Annotated in this window: 17 protein-coding genes; 6 read left to right on the forward strand and 11 right to left on the reverse strand. The window is 44.6% G+C overall.

From position 1 onward, the window contains the following. The first annotated feature begins 2 nt into the window (after positions 1 to 2). Positions 3 to 410: a (deoxy)nucleoside triphosphate pyrophosphohydrolase gene (locus ATL39_RS13575; protein WP_120193892.1), complete on the forward strand. Its 408-nt coding sequence runs from the start codon at positions 3 to 5 to the stop codon at positions 408 to 410. On the opposite strand, the gene ATL39_RS13580 is transcribed toward ATL39_RS13575, so the two are convergent. After that, positions 407 to 3214: a DEAD/DEAH box helicase gene (locus ATL39_RS13580; RefSeq protein ID WP_120193893.1), complete on the reverse strand. Its 2808-nt coding sequence runs from the start codon at positions 3212 to 3214 to the stop codon at positions 407 to 409. The genes ATL39_RS13575 and ATL39_RS13580 overlap by 4 nt on opposite strands. A gap of 273 nt (positions 3215 to 3487) precedes the next feature. Between ATL39_RS13580 and ATL39_RS13585 the strand changes: the two genes are divergently transcribed. The 4 genes from ATL39_RS13585 to ATL39_RS13600 all read left to right on the forward strand — a co-directional run bounded on the left by ATL39_RS13585 (position 3488) and on the right by ATL39_RS13600 (position 6477). Next, entirely contained in the window at positions 3488 to 4486 is a 999-nt protein-coding gene (locus ATL39_RS13585; RefSeq protein WP_245960996.1) for a LytTR family transcriptional regulator DNA-binding domain-containing protein, read from the forward strand. A 169-nt stretch (positions 4487 to 4655) separates the two neighbouring features. Beyond that, a complete protein-coding gene (locus tag ATL39_RS13590; protein ID WP_120193894.1) occupies positions 4656 to 5507 on the forward strand; it encodes an ABC transporter ATP-binding protein in 852 nt (283 codons plus the stop codon). After that, entirely contained in the window at positions 5504 to 6253 is a 750-nt protein-coding gene (locus tag ATL39_RS13595) for an ABC transporter permease (protein WP_120193895.1), read from the forward strand. The genes ATL39_RS13590 and ATL39_RS13595 overlap by 4 nt, the downstream gene beginning before the upstream one ends. Before the next feature lie 17 nt (positions 6254 to 6270). Next, positions 6271 to 6477 carry a DUF6440 family protein gene (locus tag ATL39_RS13600; RefSeq protein WP_120193896.1) on the forward strand — a complete coding sequence of 69 codons (207 nt, stop codon included), beginning with the start codon at positions 6271 to 6273 and terminating at the stop codon, positions 6475 to 6477. A 44-nt stretch (positions 6478 to 6521) separates the two neighbouring features. On the opposite strand, the gene ATL39_RS13605 is transcribed toward ATL39_RS13600, so the two are convergent. From ATL39_RS13605 to ATL39_RS13620, 4 genes are all read right to left on the reverse strand, one after another. Continuing rightward, positions 6522 to 7514 carry a tRNA dihydrouridine synthase gene (locus ATL39_RS13605; RefSeq protein WP_120193897.1) on the reverse strand — a complete coding sequence of 331 codons (993 nt, stop codon included), beginning with the start codon at positions 7512 to 7514 and terminating at the stop codon, positions 6522 to 6524. Between the two features lie 130 nt (positions 7515 to 7644). Continuing rightward, a complete protein-coding gene (locus ATL39_RS13610) occupies positions 7645 to 10740 on the reverse strand; it encodes an AAA family ATPase (protein ID WP_120193898.1) in 3096 nt (1031 codons plus the stop codon). Further along, positions 10737 to 11894 (reverse strand): exonuclease SbcCD subunit D, encoded by a 1158-nt coding sequence (locus ATL39_RS13615; protein WP_120193899.1) that lies wholly within the window; start codon positions 11892 to 11894, stop codon positions 10737 to 10739. Before ATL39_RS13615 ends, ATL39_RS13610 begins: the two co-directional genes overlap by 4 nt. A 188-nt stretch (positions 11895 to 12082) precedes the next feature. Next, positions 12083 to 12466 carry a VOC family protein gene (locus ATL39_RS13620; RefSeq protein ID WP_120193900.1) on the reverse strand — a complete coding sequence of 128 codons (384 nt, stop codon included), beginning with the start codon at positions 12464 to 12466 and terminating at the stop codon, positions 12083 to 12085. Between the two features lie 144 nt (positions 12467 to 12610). Here ATL39_RS13620 and ATL39_RS13625 point away from each other — a divergent pair, with 144 nt between their 5' ends. After that, positions 12611 to 13564 (forward strand): quinone oxidoreductase family protein, encoded by a 954-nt coding sequence (locus tag ATL39_RS13625; RefSeq protein ID WP_120193901.1) that lies wholly within the window; start codon positions 12611 to 12613, stop codon positions 13562 to 13564. Positions 13565 to 13610: 46 nt separating this feature from the next. Here ATL39_RS13625 and ATL39_RS13630 read toward each other — a convergent pair whose 3' ends face one another. From ATL39_RS13630 to ATL39_RS13655, 6 genes are all read right to left on the reverse strand, one after another. Then, positions 13611 to 14129 carry a YehS family protein gene (locus ATL39_RS13630; RefSeq protein WP_120193902.1) on the reverse strand — a complete coding sequence of 173 codons (519 nt, stop codon included), beginning with the start codon at positions 14127 to 14129 and terminating at the stop codon, positions 13611 to 13613. Positions 14130 to 14175: 46 nt separating this feature from the next. Further along, positions 14176 to 14655: an SRPBCC family protein gene (locus tag ATL39_RS13635; protein WP_120193903.1), complete on the reverse strand. Its 480-nt coding sequence runs from the start codon at positions 14653 to 14655 to the stop codon at positions 14176 to 14178. Positions 14656 to 14772: 117 nt separating this feature from the next. Next, positions 14773 to 15225 (reverse strand): VOC family protein, encoded by a 453-nt coding sequence (locus ATL39_RS13640; protein WP_120193904.1) that lies wholly within the window; start codon positions 15223 to 15225, stop codon positions 14773 to 14775. Between the two features lie 162 nt (positions 15226 to 15387). Further along, positions 15388 to 15723, reverse strand: coding sequence for a YciI family protein (locus ATL39_RS13645; RefSeq protein WP_120193905.1), 336 nt, complete (start codon positions 15721 to 15723; stop codon positions 15388 to 15390). A gap of 286 nt (positions 15724 to 16009) precedes the next feature. Continuing rightward, complete coding sequence (locus tag ATL39_RS13650; protein WP_120193906.1) at positions 16010 to 18247, reverse strand: N-6 DNA methylase; 2238 nt, start codon at positions 18245 to 18247, stop codon at positions 16010 to 16012. A 201-nt stretch (positions 18248 to 18448) separates the two neighbouring features. Then, positions 18449 to 19423: an Ltp family lipoprotein gene (locus tag ATL39_RS13655; RefSeq protein ID WP_211326993.1), complete on the reverse strand. Its 975-nt coding sequence runs from the start codon at positions 19421 to 19423 to the stop codon at positions 18449 to 18451. Between the last annotated feature and the right edge of the window lie 9 nt (positions 19424 to 19432).

Raw genomic sequence — 19432 nt, forward strand, 5'->3', positions numbered from 1 at the left:
TTATGCCTAAAAAACAAATCAGCGTTGTTGCTGCTGTTATAGAAAATGATCAAAATGAATTACTTTGTGCGCTCCGTAGTCCTGATATGTCTTTACCAAACCTGTGGGAATTTCCCGGTGGCAAAGTAGAAGCTGGAGAAGACCTACAAACAGCCATTGAACGTGAGATTAGCGAAGAACTGCACTGTAACATTAAAGCAGGCGACGTTTTCCATCGCCATGTTCATGAATACGATGCTTTTATCGTTGAGCTTATTTGCATACAAGCCGAGCTAATTTCCGGAGAACCAGTTGCTACTGAGCACGCTAAGCTCCTCTGGCTAACGCCTGATCTATTCTCTTCTTTGAACTGGGCCCCAGCTGACGTACCCGCAGTAGAAGAGCTAATGGCTAAAGCTTCTCTGTCTTAAACTTTCTCCGTAAGCTCTCTATACAGCTGAGCCGGAATAGGATGATGCAGCTTCATTTGAAACATCACCGGCTTTTCATTTTGAAAAGACTCTACGTTGAGCTCTCCCAAATAAATAAATGGTTCGACAACACTGTTTTCTATCGTTTTATATTTCCGAACGAATAAATGAAGCCTGTTTCCTTTTTCTTTATGCTCTATAATTCTTTCTCCACGTTCTGAGTTTTGCGCCATATTATTTGGACTCTCCCACTGAAAATCAGTGGGACTTTTTATTTCATCTTTATACATCAGTCGTTCTTCCGTGCCGGCATCTTTATGAAGATCCACAAATAAGAATAAATCATTTCCACTCCGAAGCAGACCCGAACCTCGAAAAGAAGAATGAGTGACTGTCGCATTCGATAATACCGCTGTGTCTCTCATTTGATATTGTTCATGTAGCTTAAAGAAAGGCGTACCGTAGTCTTTTTTACCAAATTCTCGCGCATAGCGGTGCAGGCCGTATTCCAGTAAATCGATGAAGTACTGCTTATACGTATCACTTTGCAGCAACTCTTTTAAAATCGAGCTACGTACAATGGATTCTTCATACCACTCCACCAATGCTGGCGATCGGTCTTTTTCGCGTTGGTCTAAAAAGGCGTGCGTCACATTTTGCATCGCGTGCTGCACGCTATTCCTATTTACTTCCTCTACCCAATGGCGAATTTCATATGCTGCCTCTTCTATAGATAGGGCGTCTTGCTCAAGAAGGGCGAGGTATAAGCTAAACTCATGCGGACGTTTGATTGGTAGCATCTTGGAAATTGTTTTATATACGCTAGCCCAAACTTCATCTTGAAGCAACGTTATTATAGAATCCTCTTTTTCCATTTTCATAAGAAAATGAAGGTAGCTGCCTTCTTTTTGAATAAACTTCACTGGATCAGGTGCACCATCATACGTGTAATAATCCATCAGTTCATAGGGTGTTTTCCCATGACGAACTTTCTTAAATTCCATATACTGCTCTTTCAAATAGGCCATGCTGTAAAAAGACTCTTGATCAATCTGGGCGAGAATTCGTTCTTGCGAAATCTTATCCATTTGAATGTGAGTAGCGCCCGGTACGTGAGCAAACTCAGTGGCTACTGCTACCTTTAAGCTCTCTTTATCATAGTAGCGCTGACCGTTTAGAGCGATCGCAATCAAGAAGCTCTTCGTATGATTGCCAATAAAGTCTAGAACGGTTAAAAATTGTTTTCCAGGGTGCTTACGCAGTCCTCGTCCTAGCTGTTGAATAAACACAATTGGCGATTGAGTCGGCCTTAACATCAGTACAAGATTCACCGTCGGAATATCAATACCTTCGTTAAAAATATCCACCGTAAACAAAAACTCCAGAGGATGAGAGACATCTTCTAAATCTCGAATAGCCGCTTCTCTAACTGCTCCGTTGTCTTCTCCGGATAAATATTGGCTAGTAATGCCTTGTTGATTAAAAGCTGCTGCCATAAATGCCGCATGTTCCCGATTCACACAGAAGCCTAGCCCTCTTCGCTCCTCTCCGTCAAAACCATAAAACGCCATTTGTTCTGCAATAAACTCTACCCGCTTATGGACCTGCAGCCTTTTCGCAATTTCCGCGGTATCTTCTAGATGGACGTCAGTTAAATCAATATCTGACAGATCGGTAATACCAAAATAGTGAAACGGAGCCACAATATCATCCGCTAATGCTTCATGCAACCTAACTTCTAGAGCGACGTTATGATCAAACAGTTCAAACACAGACAGCTGGTCGCTTCTTTCTGGTGTAGCCGTCATGCCTAATGTAAATTGAGGCGTAAACCAAGCAAGCACCTGTTCATACTGAGAGGCCGTCGCGTGATGAGCTTCATCTACCACAATATAATCAAAAGCCTCTGGCTCAAATAACGTATGATGATTTGCTAGCGTTCGAATATTCGCAAATAAATAGTCAGCGTCCCAGTCTTTTTGGGTTCCTGTTAACACCCCGAAGCTGCGCTGAATGGAAGGCATTAAGTGTTCAAAGGTTTCTTTCGCTTTTTGAAGGATTTCTTCTCTATGTACAATAAATAAGAGCCTTTTAGGCCGAACACGCTTTACATCAAATGCAGACATATACGTTTTTCCGGTTCCCGTTGCTGCAATAACTAGTGCTTTTGTTTCTTCTAAGTTACGCAGTCGATCTAAATTATCGATTGCGCGACTTTGCATCGAATTCGGAACCACATATTCTGCTTTTTCATAAACAGCATTGGCTGTAAAAGCCACTCTTTCCGTGTTGCGGTACATTTCCCGGTAGTCATGGAGAAATGTCTCTGTCGCGATAATGCTGCGGTTCCACAGCTGTTCATATTCTGCCAGTACCCGCTCTACAAAAGCAGCATGTTTCTTCGAAACAATCTCAACGTTCCACTCTACGTTACTTTTCAAAGCAGACTGCGTCACGTTCGAAGAGCCAATAATAATCTTGTATGAATCTGGATATTCGAAAATGTATGCTTTTGTATGAAACCCTACCTGCTTATCCGTGACAAATACTTTTAAATCAATATGCTCAAATTCCTTTAAGCGCTCCAAGGCTTGAGGATCGGTGAAATTCAAATAGGTAGAGGTCATGATTCTCCCTCGAATTCCCCGTTTCTCTGCTTCCTTTAACGTATCCAAAAGCAGCTGCACGCCGCTAAAATTAACAAAAGCAACGCCAAAATAGAAGCTATCGCACGTTTGTAGTGAACTGGTAAGTTCCTTTAGTAAGTTATTTGATTCTGAGTTGACGACCAAACGATGCTCCATGGATAGAGTGCCTCATTTCTGTATGTAAGAATATTGTTCATTATAGTGTTTCTATATTTTACTATATATTCAATATCTGTATGGTTTTTGTTTTTAAAAATAATTATAATAAAAATCCACTAAGTGGTCAGAAATATAAAACATCGCTTTAGCAAAACTAGAAATCTAAAAAACGTCTCACAAGTTTAAGAAATATATGAGAGACTTAAATTGACCCTACCCATGATTGTTATAAAGCCTCTACGTAAATAAACAGGAAAGTGAGTGTTTGGAGTGACCACCTTAATAACGCTGGAAGATGTCATGAAGCAGGAAGACAATCAGGTCGTGCTGAAGGGCATTCATTTGAATATAGAGGAAACATCTCAGATCGGGATTCAGATGACAAACAAGGAGAGTACCGTTTTTTTCAAGCTGCTTTCCGGGGAGCTCTCTCCTACCGGCGGCCGTATTGATAAAGAAACAACCGGTATTCTGACGGAATTCGCGGAGGACGCTTTATATGAAAGCTTAACGGTGCAAAGTTACTTAACTATTTTCAAGAAAATCGCGGATTTCCCTAAGCCGTTGGAGGAGTTCATCGGCATCTTTTCCCTCTCAGACGTATGGCGCACGAAAATCAGCCGCCTGTCCCTAGACCAGAAAAAGCGAATCAGCCTGTTTCGAATGTCTCTGTTTGCCCCGAAGCTACTGCTTCTTCAAAGTCCGCTGAGCCACTCCACCTCCGAAGGCGTTGAGCTGTATATAAAAGCGCTCGAGCATCTTCAATCCCAGAACACGGCGGTCGTCTTCACCTCCCATTACCTGGAGGAATTACTGCTTCTGAGTAATGACATCTATCGCTACACCCGCAATGACGGACTGGAGAAAACAGATCTGGCGATTGAACCAAAATCAGCACCTGATGATAAACAGGAAACGATTATCAAGCCTAATAAAGTGTACAAAGTCTCAAGCCGGCGGACGGACAAAACGATTTTCTTCAGCCCGGAGGAAATTGATTTTATCGAAAGCATCAACAGCGTAAGTACGATCCGGATCGGCGAAGAATATTTCCCGACTGATTTAACGATGAATGACCTCGAGGAGAAACTAACGAACTTCGGCTTCTTCCGCTGTCACCGCTCGTATCTTGTGAACCTGCAGCGGGTGTCCGAATTAGTGAGCTATTCCAAGAACAGCTACATGTTAATCTTGAAAGGAAATGCAAACGTCAAGCTGCCGCTTTCCCGGACCCGCCTGGAAGAAATGAAGGCATTAATCGAATTTTAGCGTACAGTTGGGGGTGAAATAGCGATATTTCAGCCTCTTTGTCATACCGTTCAGCATGGATGGTTACTGTTCGGCGGGGATTTACGACATATTCGGCGTTTTTCTTTACAGTTAACATCAGATGGAGCGCCTGATATCCATTAAATGCTGACTAGAGGAGAGAGCGCAGATGGAACACCCTTTAATTCATGTGGAACACGTATCCAAGAAGTTTAAGAAAGAAGCGGCTTTAAAAGACATTACCTTCTCGGTTCAGGCCGGAGAAATCTTTGGGTTTCTCGGTCCGTCGGGATCCGGGAAAACAACCACCATTAAAATCCTCACCGGACAGCTCGCCCAGTCTTCCGGCCAGGCATTTGTTCTCGGCAATCCCGTGGAGCAGATTGACGAAAGTATTTATGAACAGATAGGCATCGTAACCGACAACAGCGGACTGTATGAGCGGTTAAGCGTGTATCATAATTTAACGGCGTTTGCCAAACTGCTGAACGTGGACAAAAAAAGGATTGACCTATTGCTTACGAGAGTCGGCCTGATAGATGATAAGAACAAACTGGCGAAGGATTTATCCAAAGGCATGAAGCAGCGGCTGATATTGTCCAGGGCGATGCTGCATCAGCCGAAGGTGCTGTTTTTAGATGAGCCGACGAGCGGGCTTGATCCGGTTACGACCGAGGCCATTCATGAGCTGCTGCTGGAGTTAAAGGAAAACGGCGCCGCCATTTTCCTGACCACGCATAATATGGAAGAAGCAACAAAGCTCTGTGACAGCGTAGCACTTTTAAATGACGGCCTGATTGTGGAACACGACTCCCCAAAGGCGTTAACACTGAAGTACAATCAGGACAAGCGCTACCAGGTGCTGCTCGAAGATGATCAGGAGCTGACGCTTCCTCATACGGCCGCGTCGATCGAACAGATAAATCGGTGGTTAGTAAACGACGAGCTCGTGACGATTCATTCCTGTGAACCAAATTTAGAAAAAGTATTCTTGGAAGCAACCGGGAGGGAATTGGTTTGAATCTATCACTCAGAAAAATAAACGCTGTGCTGCAGCTGCGGCTGAAGCTGATCGCAGGGGGCTTAAGCATTCTCTTCACGCCGATCTTCGCGCTCCTTTTCGTCATTGTCATGGGGTATCTCATGCCGGAACTCGACGGAACGGAAGCCGGCGCACCGTTTTCCACGAGCGGATTTCTGCTCAGCTTTGGGCTGATTTTTAATATTGCGATTGCCGGAATTTCCATGAGCAGCTCCCCGATTGCCGAAGAAAAGGAAAAACATACGCTCCGGGTTTTGATGACGTCTTCCGTGAAAGGCGGCGAGTATTTTATAGGCAGCATGATTCCGATATTAGTTATTCTTGTCGTGACCAATATTCTATTAATACCGGCAAGCGGCGTGTCTTTCAGCGATATTCCGATTCCGACGTATCTCGTTATCACTACTGCGGCCAGCTTAATCAGTATTATCATTGGCTATATTATCGGCGTGTATGCGAAAAACCAGGCGCAGGCATCTATTGTGAGTACGCCTATTTTAATTCTGTTAACCTCCACTCCTGTTCTTAAGATGTTCAATGAGGATTTAGGAAACATTCTAAACTTCACGTATGGAGGAGTCCTTGCCAATTTGGCCGACACCCTCACCCCCTATGCGGAGTATCAGTGGAATGTAATGGATACGAGCGTGCTTATCGTCTGGCTCGCCGCTTCGCTGGGATTGTTCATTTATATGTATAAGAAAAACGGGCTGGACAGTGATTAACAAAGGAGGAACAAGCCATGTTTAAAAAGAAACAAGAATCAAAGGACAAACGATTTAAAGAAACCGCCGTGCAGACGTATCAGTATGGCCTGGTGATGGTACTCATCGACAAGGTGACAGGCGTACACTATCTGCATACGTGGGCACCGCAGGGCGTGACCCTCACCCCGTTATTGGATGAACACGGTGATGTAGTGATTGATAAAAATGCGCTGGAGACATAACAAAAGGCCCGTCCGCTGCAGCGGATGGGCCTTTCTTATACTACTTATAAATTCAACTGTTTCTCTTTTTTCAACGTGCCGGCTTCGAATTCATTCAACAGAGCACGGACTTCATCCGTCGTCTCTGTGGTCATCAACTGATTGCGAAGCTCTCCGCCCCCGCGGATGCCGCGGATGTAGATTTTAAAGAAGCGGCGGAGCGGCTTGAAGGAAATCGGCTCGATTTCGGTCGAATACTTATCATGCAGATCCAGATGCAGGCGCAGCAGATCAAACAGCTCCTTGCTGCTGTGCTCTCTCGGCTCTGTTTCAAACGCAAACGGATTCGTGAAGATCCCGCGTCCGATCATGACGCCGTCCACGCCGTATTTCGTCGCAAGCTCCATCCCGGTCTGGTGATCCGGAATATCGCCGTTGATCGTAATCAGAGTGTCCGGTGCTATTTCGTCCCGGAGAGCCATGATTTCCGGAATCAGCTCCCAGTGCGCCTCGACGGCACTCATTTCCTTTTTTGTGCGCAGGTGAATCGACAGATTGGCAACGTCCTGCTTTAATACGTGCGTCAGCCAGCCTCTCCACTCGTCCACGTTCGTATAGCCGAGTCTTGTCTTGACGCTCACCGGCAGGCCGCCCGCTTTGGCCGCCTGGATGACGTCCGCTGCGTTATCCGGATAGCGGATCAGGCCGCTGCCTTTTCCTTTGGCTGCCACGTTCGGTACCGGGCAGCCCATATTTATATCGACACCTTTGAAGCCCTGCTCTGCCATACCGATGCTCATTTCCCGGAAATGCTCGGGCTTGTTTCCCCATATGTGGGCTACCATCGGCTGCTCGTCTTCTGTGAACGTCAGGCGTCCCCGCACGCTGAAGATCCCTTCCGGGTGGCAGTAGCTTTCCGTGTTGGTAAATTCGGTAAAAAACACATCAGGCCGGGCCGCTTCCGCCACCACATGGCGGAACACAACGTTCGTCACGTCTTCCATCGGCGCCAGGACAAAAAACGGCCGCGGCAGGTCACGCCAGAAATTTTCTTTCATACTCCTATTCCAATCCTTTCATCTATATATTCTCTATTTAAAAACAGATCTATTTATACTGGTCTTTTATTTTTCTTAGCCCTATATATTTTACACGACTCACGCGTTCATGCAAAGAGACAGGTTTGTGTTAATGCAGCACAAAACGGGTTTCGCTGTATCCTTCTTTTGTTTTTTTCACTTCCAAAGTGGCAGGAATCACCTGCTTCATTTCCTGCACGTGGGAAATCACGCCGATCATGCGGCCCGACTGCTGCAGGTCGACGAGCGTATCGATCGCCTTCTGCAGGGATTCTTCATCAAGGGAGCCGAAGCCTTCGTCAATGAACATCGTTTCAATCGAAATACCGCCTTCATACGCCTGGATCACGTCTGCCATGCCGAGCGCAAGGCACAAGGAAGCGTTGAACTTCTCGCCTCCGGACAGGGTCTTTACGTCCCGCACCTGCCCGGTATAATTATCGAGCACATCCAGACCGAGCCCGCTCTGCCTGCCACGCTTCTCGAGCCGGTCGCTGCGCATCAGGTAGTACTGGCCGTTTGCGAGGCGCTTCAGCCGTTCGTTAGCCGCATGAATAATCTGCTCGAGAAATTCAATCTGCAGGTAGCGCTCAAAGCTGATCTTTTTCGTATTCTCCCCCCGCACCACGTCATACAAGTCTTTAATCAGCTGAAACTCCTGTTCCACGTCCGCCAGTTCCTTTTCGGCAGCGGCGATTCTCTCCCTGCCTAGTTCAGCGTTGTTCAGATAGCTTTTTGCCTGCTGGTGCGCGGTTCTCGCCTCTTCCATCTCCTGCTGGAGTGCATTCAGCTTTTCCTGCAGCGCCGGCAGGTCGATCCGTTCCTGGTCTTGTAATGCCTCCTGCAGATCTTTTACCTGAACCGCAACGGTCTGCACGGCGGTGTGATAGTCCTTTACTTCCTGCTGCAGCGCTTCCCGCATTTCCACCGGAAGTTTTGCTTCCTGATAGATGGCTTCCGTAGAAAATCCGGCCTTCTCCAGCGCTTCTTCATAGGTGTTCTGTATTTTTCCCTGTTTGTTTTGTGCTTCCTGGAGCTGTTCTTCGGAATGCTTGACGTTTGCTTCTGCGGTAAGCAGCGCTTCCTTTGCCTTATCTCTAGCCTCCTGCGCCCGCTTCCACTCGCCTTCGAGCTTCTCGTACGTCGCGGTTGTTTCCTCGATTTTTTGTTTCAGATGCGTAAGAGAACGCAGCTCTTCCGGAATCGAAGCAATGCTCTGCTCATAGAGCGATGTTTCCGTCTTATAATCGGCACGCAGATTGGAGAGCCGCTCCGTCATTTTTGTCTGTTCTTCTACCTTTGTTTCAAGCGTTTTATCGTTTTTTCTAATCGTTTCCCTTAGTTCATCTATCGTTTCCTGATCTTTCTTCAGCTGCTGAATACTCTGGTTCAGCTCAATGCCCTGCCTGGAAATGGTTTGAAAATCCTGTGCCGCGCTTTCCGGGCTATAGCCGTTATCGATCAGTTCCTGCTTTTTTTCATTCTCCTGTTCCTGCATCGCATGTACTTTCGCCTGGGCGTTCGTGAAATCCGCTTCCTTTTGCTTTTTCTCGCGGCGCTTAGCTTCCAGCTCGTCTTTACCAGGAATATCGTCTGTCAGAACGGCAGATTTCGGATGTTCTTCGCTGCCGCAGACCGGGCAGGGCTTCCCATCATGCAGATGGTCCGCTGCCATGATACTGGCCTGCCCATTGAGCCAGCGCTCCTCCAGCTGTTCAAACGATTGTTCTTCTTTTTCATAAATGGCTTTTAATCCTGATACTTCATTTACTGCCTCGTTCTTCGACGCCTGTTTTTTTAGGTATTCTTTCATAATAGTAGCCGCTGTACGGAGGTCATTTAATTGTTCTGTTTTCTCCTGGAGGGAGCGGACGTTTTCTTCGAGCGGCTGCAGTTCTTCCCGCTTTTTAGTCAGTTCCGCTCTTGCCTGCTGAACCTCCCGTTCGCCCGTTTCTGCCTGTTGGGAAAGCTTTTCTTCTTCGGTTTTTAACTGCCGGATGTTCTGCTTTTTACTCTCCAGCTCCTGTACGGTGGGAAGATGCGACTCAAGACGGTCCCGTTCTTTTCTCGTATCTTCCCGGAGCTGCGCTTTGTTTTCTTCTTCGGTAAACACCGCCTGGGCGGTCTTCTGCTTTTCGGAAGCACTGTTATAAGCGGCTTTTGCCTGTTCCTGCTGCTTTTGTTTACGTGTTGCTTCTTCCCGTATCTCCACTGCCTGCTTTTCATATACTTCCAGCTGCGCGGCTTTCTCGGCAAGCTGCAGCTGCTGTTCCTTTGCGGCAAACTGCTCCTGCTTGTCTTCGAGCTGCTTTTGTTCCTGCTGCTTTTCTACCAGAGTATCGATGCGCTTGTTCAGATCCTGCGCCTGATGAAACTGGGCTTCGACTTTTTTGACGCTTTCTGCTTTGGCCTGGAACGTTTGGTAGGTATCCTCCTGCTGCTGTTCGTAAAACGAGATTTCCTGGGCCAGCCCGTCCAGCACCTGGTTTGTGTTATAGTGCTCCTGCGCGAGAACGTTAAAAAACGCCGACTCCTCCCGCTGCGGCAGAGAGGCCTTTGCATTTTCAATATGTATCTCTCTCGTATGCTTCTGATTATCGAACTGCTTTTGGATGTCTTTGCGCTTGCCGTCCAGATGATCGACGACCCGTTTATAAAAGCTTGTCTTAAAGATTTTCCGAAGGATTTCTTCCTTGTTTTCCGTTTCTGAGGTGAGCAGTTTCCGGAACTCTCCCTGCGGCAGCATCACAATCTGGCTGAACTGGTCTTTCGTCAGACCGATAATCGACTGGATTTTTTCATTCACCTGGGTTGCGATAAAGCGGTCGGTTAACGGGGTTTCCTGTCCGTCCGTAATTTCATAAAGCTCATACTTTTCCCCGGTGCCGCTTTTGTTTCCCGCTTTGACGTGGGAGAGCTGGCGGAATACCCGGTACGCGCGGCCTTTGAGTTCAAATTCAAACGTAACGGAAGTATGCAGGTCATCCTCAGCAAAGTGGCTGCGCATCGAGCGGATGTCGCTGCGGTCTTCCCCGCTGGCGTCCCCGTAAAGCGCAAAGCAGATCGCATCGAAAATCGACGTCTTACCCGCGCCGGTTTTTCCGGAAATTACGAACAGCTTGTGATCCTGCAGATCATTAAAATCAATCACTTCCTGGTTTTTATACGGACCGAAAGCGGTCATTTTTATTTTTAATGGCTTCATTTCCGCTCCCCTTCTTTCACGTTCAGCGCCTGCAGCGCATCCTGGAATAACTGCTCGGTCGCTTCCGTTGCTTCCGAACCTCTCACTTCTTCGTAGAACGATTGAAACAGCGCGAAGTCACTCATCTTCGTGCGGTCTTTCAGCGTACTCTCCGAATCTGTTACAGACAACGTAGGAAACTCTCGCTCCACGTGCATCGCGTTTGGATAGACCGAGCGGATCTTCTCCATAGCTGAGAGCACCACGGTCTCGTCTAGCAGTTTCACAAACACGTAGTCTTCACATATCTCGTGCTCCAGAATATCAGCGATATAGCCTTCCACTGCATACATGTCGTGCTTTGGCTCCAGCAGCCGCTTCTCTACTTCCACCGTGCCGTCGGCAGCAATGTCCACCACCAGATAGCCTTTCTTGTGCGTCTGTTCGGAAAGAGAATATTTCAGCGGCGAGCCCGAATACTGCACCGTCTGCCGGCCGACGAAATGCCCCTGATGCAGATGGCCGAGCGCTACATAGTCAAATCCGTCCAGATAACCAGCGCTCGCCTGATCCGCACCGCCGATGGAAAGCTGCCGTTCGGACGTGCTCGTGTTTTCCTTTTCTTCCCCGTGCGACGTCAGAAACGCGTGCCCTACAAATACGTGGCGGGCATTTGGATCTTTGACGGCTTCTATTTTTGCCGTAATTGCACGCAGGGCGTCATCATGCGTTTTTACCGTTTCATCTTCAAGCGCAAGCCGCACCTGGCTCGGATCAGTGTAGGGCACTAAGTGAAAGTGCACCTCACCGGCGTCATCGTGCAGCACGACCGGCTGAAAGGGCTCGCTCAGTTCCCCGGTAATATGAAAGCCGGACTGTTTCATCACTTCCCGGCCAAAATGCAGGCGGCTCGGGCTGTCGTGGTTGCCTGCGATCGCAAGCAGCGGTATGTTCAGCTCGATCGCAATGATTTCGAGCACCCGGTTTAATAACTGGACGGCCTCAGTCGGCGGCACCGCCCGATCGTAAAGATCTCCTGCAATAATAACTGCATCCGGCGTTTCTGCTTTCACCGCTTCGATAAACTGTTCCAAAATGTATTCCTGGTCTTCGGTCATATAAACGCCCTGAACCAGCTTGCCTAAATGCCAGTCCGCCGTATGGAAAAATTTCATTCCTGCCACTCCTCTTTTCTGATGGATAAAATAAAAGCTATCTATGTAAAGAATGTATGTTCTCTCGTTAGAATTACTATACCAAACTGAAAGATGTTTTTGTATGGATGCTATCTTCTATTTCTTATCAACAACTAAAAAAAGCCCTATAGAAGGCCGCTGACCTTTTAAAGGGCTTACCCATTTTCTCACTGCTGGGTGGCAACACTCCATATATTCCCCCCAAAGTCTTTGAATGTTCCTCTTTTGTCCGGGTCTCCTCTTTGAGCAGGCTTTTCCATTGACGTACACCCTGACTGAACGGCCCTATCAAATACCTCATCTACGTTCGGTACATACACATGCAGCAGATGGCTTACAGCCGGATACTGCTCGGAAGCATCTGCGATCATCATCACCGAGTCATCAATCTGGATCTCGGCATGCATGATGGTTCCGTCTTCGTTATCGTAGCGCCGCAGCTCCTTTGCACCAAACACTTCTTTTAAAAAATCCATCAGCTTTTGAGCATCGTCTACGATTAAATAGGGGGATAATGAATTATAGCCATCCGGTTTGAAAGCATGATTCATTTTAATCACCTCCAGTTGCTTATATTATGCCCGGTTATATGGATGATAAACCAAAAGCTCCCGGTTCTGTTTTTTAAAGTGAAGGCTATGGCTGTGCATAGTTTTCCTATATAATTTTAAGTAAAAACAGAGGAGGAACGTTCAATGAAAGCTGTCGTGCTGGACAGATTTGGCGGTCCTGAAGAGCTGGCGCTGAAGGAGGTGCCGATTCCGGTCGTGGGTGACGATGAGGTGCTTATAAAAGTAATGTACGCAGGCATTGGACAGTGGGATATATTTGAAAGAGAAGGCGGATACGATAGCATGCTCGGACTGTATTCTGACTTCCCGTACATTTTAGGTTCGGAAGGATCAGGCGTTGTTTATGCAAAAGGAAAAAATGTAGATGGACTCGCTGAAGGAGATAGGGTGTATGCCCCGGGTTTTCTTAATCCGAAGGGCGGCTTTTATGCCGAATATGCGGCGGTGGCGGCAAACGATGTTAAACGCATCCCCGACTCTCTTACGAGCAAAGAAGCGGGGGTGATCTCCGGCATTGGCATAACGTCTCTAAGAGGACTCGAAGACGTGTTAAAGCTCCAAAAAGAGGAGACAATTATGATTTTAGGAGCCGGCGGTGGCGTTGGTCATCTGGCCGTGCAAATCGCCCGGCAGATGGGAGCGAGAGTATTCGCGATCGCTTCCGGCACAGATGGAGTGTCTCTCCTGCAGACACTTCAGGTGGAAGCTGCAGTAGACGGAAGGAAAGACGATGTGATCGCAGCCGCGGAAGATTTTGTATATGGTGGTTTTGATAAAGCGTTGTTTACAGCCGGCGGAGATTTTGCAGATTCTTTAATTCAGTGTATCGGCAGCGGCGGGCAGATAGCCTATCCGAACGGTGTACAGCCCATTTCAAATGTAAGATCTGATATTCGTGTCTCCAGCTATAACGGCGACCCTGAACCGGATATTATAAACAGGCTGTATAATCGGATCCGCTCAGGGAAGATTCGCGCTCATATAGACCAGGAGTTTGCATTGAGCGATTTTTATAATGCGCATCTGGCTCTTGCTGACCATTATGTAGGTAAGCTCTGCTTCAAAATAAATAACTAAAACAAAAAAAGCGCCGTCTCCAATCGTAATGGAGCGCGCGCTTTTGCTATCCTCTGTATTTAATCGCTAACCCTTTTAGAAAATTCCTTGCGTACTGATCGCCAAACTGCCGGTAGTTCTTGTGGCCTTCCTTCCGCAGCAGGCCGCTTACTTCCCCTTTGGTAATCGTAACGTCAGCATTGTCCAGAATATCCACAATGTCGTCGCTCGTTAACTGCAGGGCTATTTTTACTTTTTTCAGCATGACGTTATTCACACTGGAGTAGTTCTTGATCGACCGGTCCGGCTTCATCGGCTCGCCGTCTTTTGTAGTCTGCGGCCCACGCTTGAACGTGATCAGCCCATTTAAAAAGGACTCCAGCATGCTGTTCGTACATTTGAGGTGATGGTCGTCTTCATAGATTTCATCATCTTCCTCTTCATCGCTTTCTTCTACCTTCGTGAGAACTTTCCGTACTTCTTCCTTGGAGAGATCCACCCCGCCAAGCCTGAATATTTCCATCACGTCCTGATCTCTTATATCCAGAGCGTACCGTATTCTAATGACAATGTCGTTGTTATTCATTCGTAAACCTCCATACTGTATCTATTCCAACTGCTTTTCCCTTTACTTAACGGGTTCGGTCCAGCGTTTCCCGGTAATATTCTTTCAGCTCCGCTGCATTGTTTTTCCATTCCACCGGCTGGCCATAAACCAGCTGATGAAAGGCATCCAGGCACACATGCCAGCCTGCCGCGGTCTCCACTGCCCACGCATCGTCGTCAAACGTATGCGTAAAAATCATGCGGGAGCCTGTGTCTTCTTTCCGTATTACAATGTTCAATAAATCATCCTCTTCACGGAAACCAAATACATGGGGCTGCTCCAGCTCTGTAATAACACCATTGTATGTTGTTCCTTCCCCGTCATCGAAGGCAATGCCGCCACCGATTCTCAGATCTATTTCTCCTGTCGCAAACGGATACCACTGGGAAAAGGCATCCGGATTTGTCAGCACACTAAAAACCTCTTCCGGAGTGTAAGGCAAAAACCGTTCAAACCGTAACACATAACGCCCGTTTTCCTTATGTAGTGTACCATATTCATTCATCGTTTTATCCTCCTTTTCTCTCACTTGTCAGACCCAGATAACCATTAACCGTACACTCATTATGACATATCTGTTTTTTTGTGTTTATTGAAGCCGAAAAAAGGAAGGCAGCAAATTTCACTGCACTTCCGTTTCTTCTATTTTCTCCGCCAGCTCCACAATAATCCCTTCCGGTCCCCGAACGTAGCACAATTTGTACATGTCTTTATAATTTGTAATCTCCCCAAAAAGTTTCGCACCTTTGTTTTTCAATTTGGCCGTTATGCCCTCAATATCCTCCACAGCAAAGGCAATATGACGGATGCCCAGCGTATTAGCAAAAGACGGCTGAATCCCTTTTTCATCTAACGGCATATAAAATTTAACCAGCTCCAGATTGGCCTCGCCTCCCGGCACCTTCAGCATGACAACCGTCTCCCGAACATCCGTCAGCCCAATTATCCGCTCCACCCATTCACCTTCCACATCTACTTCCCTTATTACTTCCAGTCCAAGCTCAAGGAAAAAAGCTTTAGCCGCAGGAAGATCATTGACGATTACACCTACATGATCCATTCTCTGCACCTTCATACTCCGCACCTCCCCAGTTTATTAAAATGCACCAGACAAGACGAACATCGAATAGTACAGTATCCTTCTCTTTCCCAAGCTCTTTTTCCTTTTAAAATAATTGAATTTGGACATAACCACCAGGACGAGCCCGGTGGTTTACTAATTACACTGATATCTCTATTACTGTTCCTCCGTGTCCCAAAACGGCCGGATCTCAATGACCCCGTTCGCCCTGGCGCAGGGCGTGTCAGCCACGAGATCAATCACTTCCTCCACGCTCTCTGCTTCAATAACTGAAAACCCAGCAAGCGGAAGTCCGTTATGTCCGCCGCTCTCTTCTGTCACCTGGAGGTTTTTATCCCAATTTCGAACAGCCGTCACTTTAGGCTGCACAGCGGATATTAGATTTCCCTTTTCCTGTATCACCTTATCCTGAGCCAGTACTTCTTCTTTCTCACTCTCGTTTAATTCGTTCCAGCCCGCTTCATCTCCATACGCCAGGCAAAGAAATTTCACCGTTCATCCTCTCCTCTTTTTAGATGTATAGGAACTATTCTTCGCCACAACTACAATTATTCCTGCAGACGGCTGGCAGGAAAGAAACGAGCCTGACCTTTTCATCCTTTATTTTTCTTTTGCTTTATTACTACTATTAAATATAAAGACAGTAAAAAACCACCAGGAGGTCCCTGATGATTTACTAATCTTTTATACTGGCATATTTATTCCCTTAATGATTTAGCTATTACATATTAATTTTTTATAATGTTTGTTTTGATAAATCAGTTTAAAAATTTTTATATTAACCTTTGTCAAAATCTCGTATAAATTTTTGTATATTATCTTCTTGTATATTAATATCTGCTTCTTTCTCAAAATAATAAGAGACCATTCGAACACTATCTCCATCAATACGATTATAAAAGTAACAAGCATTTTCTTCTGTTGCGGGACTAGACATTAATTTAATAAAAGGTAGAAATTTTAAAGCCTCAAAATTCTCATTTTCAATCAAATATAACTCTCTTACATCAAGCCCCATACTTACTTTGACTAATCGCTCTTTAAAAGTCGATCTAGTACCCATTATTTGAGAACACTTACATTTATACAAACCATCCTCAAAGTGGCCCTCACCTGGCTTAATAAAAGTATAATCTTCAAACACATCCCCAATAATATCTCTAATTTTAATTAACTCTGATTGTAGCAATTCTAATCTTTTAGGAGTTTCTCTCATTCCTTCAATTCCGCCATGTCCTTTCCAATCATTTCTATACTGTTTAGTTCTATTTAAAACATGATATATTTTCTTATCTGTAAAAACGTCGATGAGATTACTCCTCTTATGCTTAAACATTCTTAAACAACGCACTTTATCATTCTTATCGGACATTAGTCTCCTTGTTTTCTTTGCTAATTGTTCTCCAATATTAATCCAACTACCAAATGTGCTATAAATAATTTTGTCTATATTCAAGTCTGAATTTTCTTTATTGAGTAATTCATCATCATTGTTGTACGCGCTCAATAGTAATACTGTAGAGAATTGAGCTAATGCTTCAAAAAAATACAATAGAAGCTCTTTTTTATCTTTTTGATTTTTTGTAGCATGATATTTCCATAGTATTGAAGCTAAAGGGAAAGGTAATCTTTCTATCCACTGCTCCATGCCTTCATCCCTATTCAATGATCTAAGACTACGTGATATATTGTCATGTAAATTCGGGTTCTCCCAAAGCCGCCCTTCAAGGCTTTTCAGTTCAGTTCTTAAGCTATCAATTCTAGCTTGAATTTTGACAGCGTTTTCTTGCACCCTTTCTTTAGGCGGTATGTACAAATTTGTAGACAAAAGAGAATTTGTCATTACTCTTTGGGGAGTCCCACCATTCATAAAACTTTTTCTAACTAATACACCTAATTGAGAATTAAACCAATTGGCCATGTAAACATTTGATACCTTTTTAGGGTCTAACACAACTTCAATGTAATTAGATGGTTTATTTTTAATATCATCTAAATCACTTAGAACATTAGATAAACCGTATTGAGGAATGTAAATAGAATTAATAGTTTCTTTAAATGCACTGTCTATCTTGAACTGATTAATCTTAAGAGCTAATTCATTTAAACCAATGGTTTCGAGATTGGATTTACGTACAAACTTATCTATTTCCAAATCAATTTCAATCTTTTCATAGGTTTGGAAAGTGTTAAATTTTGTGAGATGACCAAGTGACAATATTTTGCCCGATACTCTCTTTTTCCAATTTGTAAGTATAGTTTCAAAATTTGCTTCCATGTTTAATTGTGCAATAAAAATTTCTTCATATTTTTTTCTTCCTATAACAATCAAATAGGAAGATATAGAAGTATTTGGTAGTGTCCCAGGAGGAATATGAAAAGCTGCATCAATAAAAAAGGAAGTCTTCTCTAAAATCTTCACTAATTTGTTGGAATTGTTGAAAAAATTTGAAGAAACAACGAACAGACCTATACCATTTTCTTTTAACTTTAGTAGTGATTTAATTATTATGTTTGAGCCATAATCTGAAATTATTATACCATCATAAGAAATAGATGTACTTTTATATTTAAAAGGAGGTGTACTTACTACTAAATCAAAAACTTTATTTTCAGCATCCAAAATTTTAATAGTGTCCCCATGCAATAATTGGAATTTCTCATGTACTAATAACTTTTTAGCAATAGCTATTTCAGTAGAATTTGGGTTTATTCCTGTAAGATGCTCTGCATTCATAGATAGAGATTCTAGTATCTCTCCAAAATGACACCATGGATCAAGTATTTGAATAAACTCTTTATTCTTTAAATAACTAGTAATAAATTTTTTTAATACACTCGGAGTTATAAAAACACGATGTTCATTGGATATTTCACTATTAAAATCATAAAGATCTTCAAATGATATCGTTAAATCATCTTTTTCAATTTCTTCCAGAAAAGATGTAAAATCTCTAGGCTTTCCCTCTTTAGAAAATATTTCTATAATATCTTCTAAGTTTCTATGATTTTCCATTATCAGCCCTCCTTTATTATTTTACTTTATAAGCTTTAATAAAAAGAATATGTCTTTATTAATTCATCATTAAAAAATAATGTTTAATGTTATGTTTAATTTAGATTAAAAAAGCATGAAAAATATGCAAAACTTATATTTTATACTTACTAATAAAGAAATAAAGTAGCAATTAGCTACTTCATAAATCTAATGCAGCTATTAAAAACCAACCTGATCGACAGCATATGTTGCATGCTCTGTGCTGAATCCTTCATAAGTTAATTGCTCAATTAACCCCTGTCTGGAAAAAGAGCTGTAGTCCATGTAATCCTCGGCGCTTTTAACCGCCTGCTCCTGCCAATCAACCGTAATGTTTTCTACAGCATGTGCTGCCTCCGAGGAGCTGAAACCATCAAACTCCAACTGTTCGACCAATCCCGACTTGGAGAAAGCTGAAAAATTCAGATAGTCTTCAGCGCTTATAACCGCCTGTTGCTTCCAATCGACGCTGATGTTTTCTACAGCATATGTCGCGTCTTCTGTACTGAAATCCTCATACTCGAGCTGCTCAATTAATCCTGACTTAGAGAAGGCTGTGTAATCCAAATAGCTTTGCGCACTGCTCACCGCCTGCTCCTGAGAAACAGAGCCGCTGAATTCTTCCTCTTCTTCGGCTTCCTGTTCGGCTTCTTCCTCAGCCTGGCGCTCTTCCTCTTCTTTGGCTTTCTGTTCGGCTTCTTCCTCAGCCTGGCGCTCTTCCTCTTCTCTGGCTTCCTGCTCGGCCTCTTCTTCCGCCTGGCGTTCTTCTTCTTCCTTGGCTTCCTGTTCAGCTTCTTCTTCTGCCTTACGTTCTTCCTCTTCTTTGGCTTCCTGCTCGGCTTCTTCTGCCTTACGTTCTTCCTCTTCTTTGGCTTCCTGCTCGGCTTCTTCTGCCTTACGTTCTTCCTCCTCACTGCTCGCTCGATCATCCGTTTCTTGTTCTTCTTCCTCCGCCGCTGTTGCTTCTTCTGCCTCTAATTCCGTCATCTCTTCTGCGGTATTTTCACTGGCTACTTCTGTGGAAGGATCAGATGGATTTACTATAGCCATTATAATGAAAAAATAAATAACAGAAGCAGTAATCATCTTCCACTTCGTACCAGAACGATACCCCGGAATCCGCTGATACCATTTTTTCTTCTCTTTATATCTCAATAAACTACC

The organism is Sinobaca qinghaiensis (genome assembly GCF_003610495.1).
GTDB classification, from domain to species: domain Bacteria; phylum Bacillota; class Bacilli; order Bacillales; family Marinococcaceae; genus Sinobaca; species Sinobaca qinghaiensis.

What these genes read in the sequence shown, in the direction of transcription:
- ATL39_RS13635 (WP_120193903.1), bottom strand. Translation starts at nt 14,655, where the DNA reads ATGAATGAATATGGTACACTACATAAGGAAAACGGGCGTTATGTGTTA.
- ATL39_RS13605 (WP_120193897.1), bottom strand. Translation starts at nt 7,514, where the DNA reads ATGAAAGAAAATTTCTGGCGTGACCTGCCGCGGCCGTTTTTTGTCCTG.
- ATL39_RS13575 (WP_120193892.1), top strand. Translation starts at nt 3, where the DNA reads ATGCCTAAAAAACAAATCAGCGTTGTTGCTGCTGTTATAGAAAATGAT.
- ATL39_RS13610 (WP_120193898.1), bottom strand. Translation starts at nt 10,740, where the DNA reads ATGAAGCCATTAAAAATAAAAATGACCGCTTTCGGTCCGTATAAAAAC.
- ATL39_RS13650 (WP_120193906.1), bottom strand. Translation starts at nt 18,247, where the DNA reads ATGGAAAATCATAGAAACTTAGAAGATATTATAGAAATATTTTCTAAA.
- ATL39_RS13640 (WP_120193904.1), bottom strand. Translation starts at nt 15,225, where the DNA reads ATGAAGGTGCAGAGAATGGATCATGTAGGTGTAATCGTCAATGATCTT.
- ATL39_RS13625 (WP_120193901.1), top strand. Translation starts at nt 12,611, where the DNA reads ATGAAAGCTGTCGTGCTGGACAGATTTGGCGGTCCTGAAGAGCTGGCG.
- ATL39_RS13620 (WP_120193900.1), bottom strand. Translation starts at nt 12,466, where the DNA reads ATGAATCATGCTTTCAAACCGGATGGCTATAATTCATTATCCCCCTAT.
- ATL39_RS13615 (WP_120193899.1), bottom strand. Translation starts at nt 11,894, where the DNA reads ATGAAATTTTTCCATACGGCGGACTGGCATTTAGGCAAGCTGGTTCAG.
- ATL39_RS13600 (WP_120193896.1), top strand. Translation starts at nt 6,271, where the DNA reads ATGTTTAAAAAGAAACAAGAATCAAAGGACAAACGATTTAAAGAAACC.
- ATL39_RS13580 (WP_120193893.1), bottom strand. Translation starts at nt 3,214, where the DNA reads ATGGAGCATCGTTTGGTCGTCAACTCAGAATCAAATAACTTACTAAAG.
- ATL39_RS13630 (WP_120193902.1), bottom strand. Translation starts at nt 14,129, where the DNA reads ATGAATAACAACGACATTGTCATTAGAATACGGTACGCTCTGGATATA.
- ATL39_RS13590 (WP_120193894.1), top strand. Translation starts at nt 4,656, where the DNA reads ATGGAACACCCTTTAATTCATGTGGAACACGTATCCAAGAAGTTTAAG.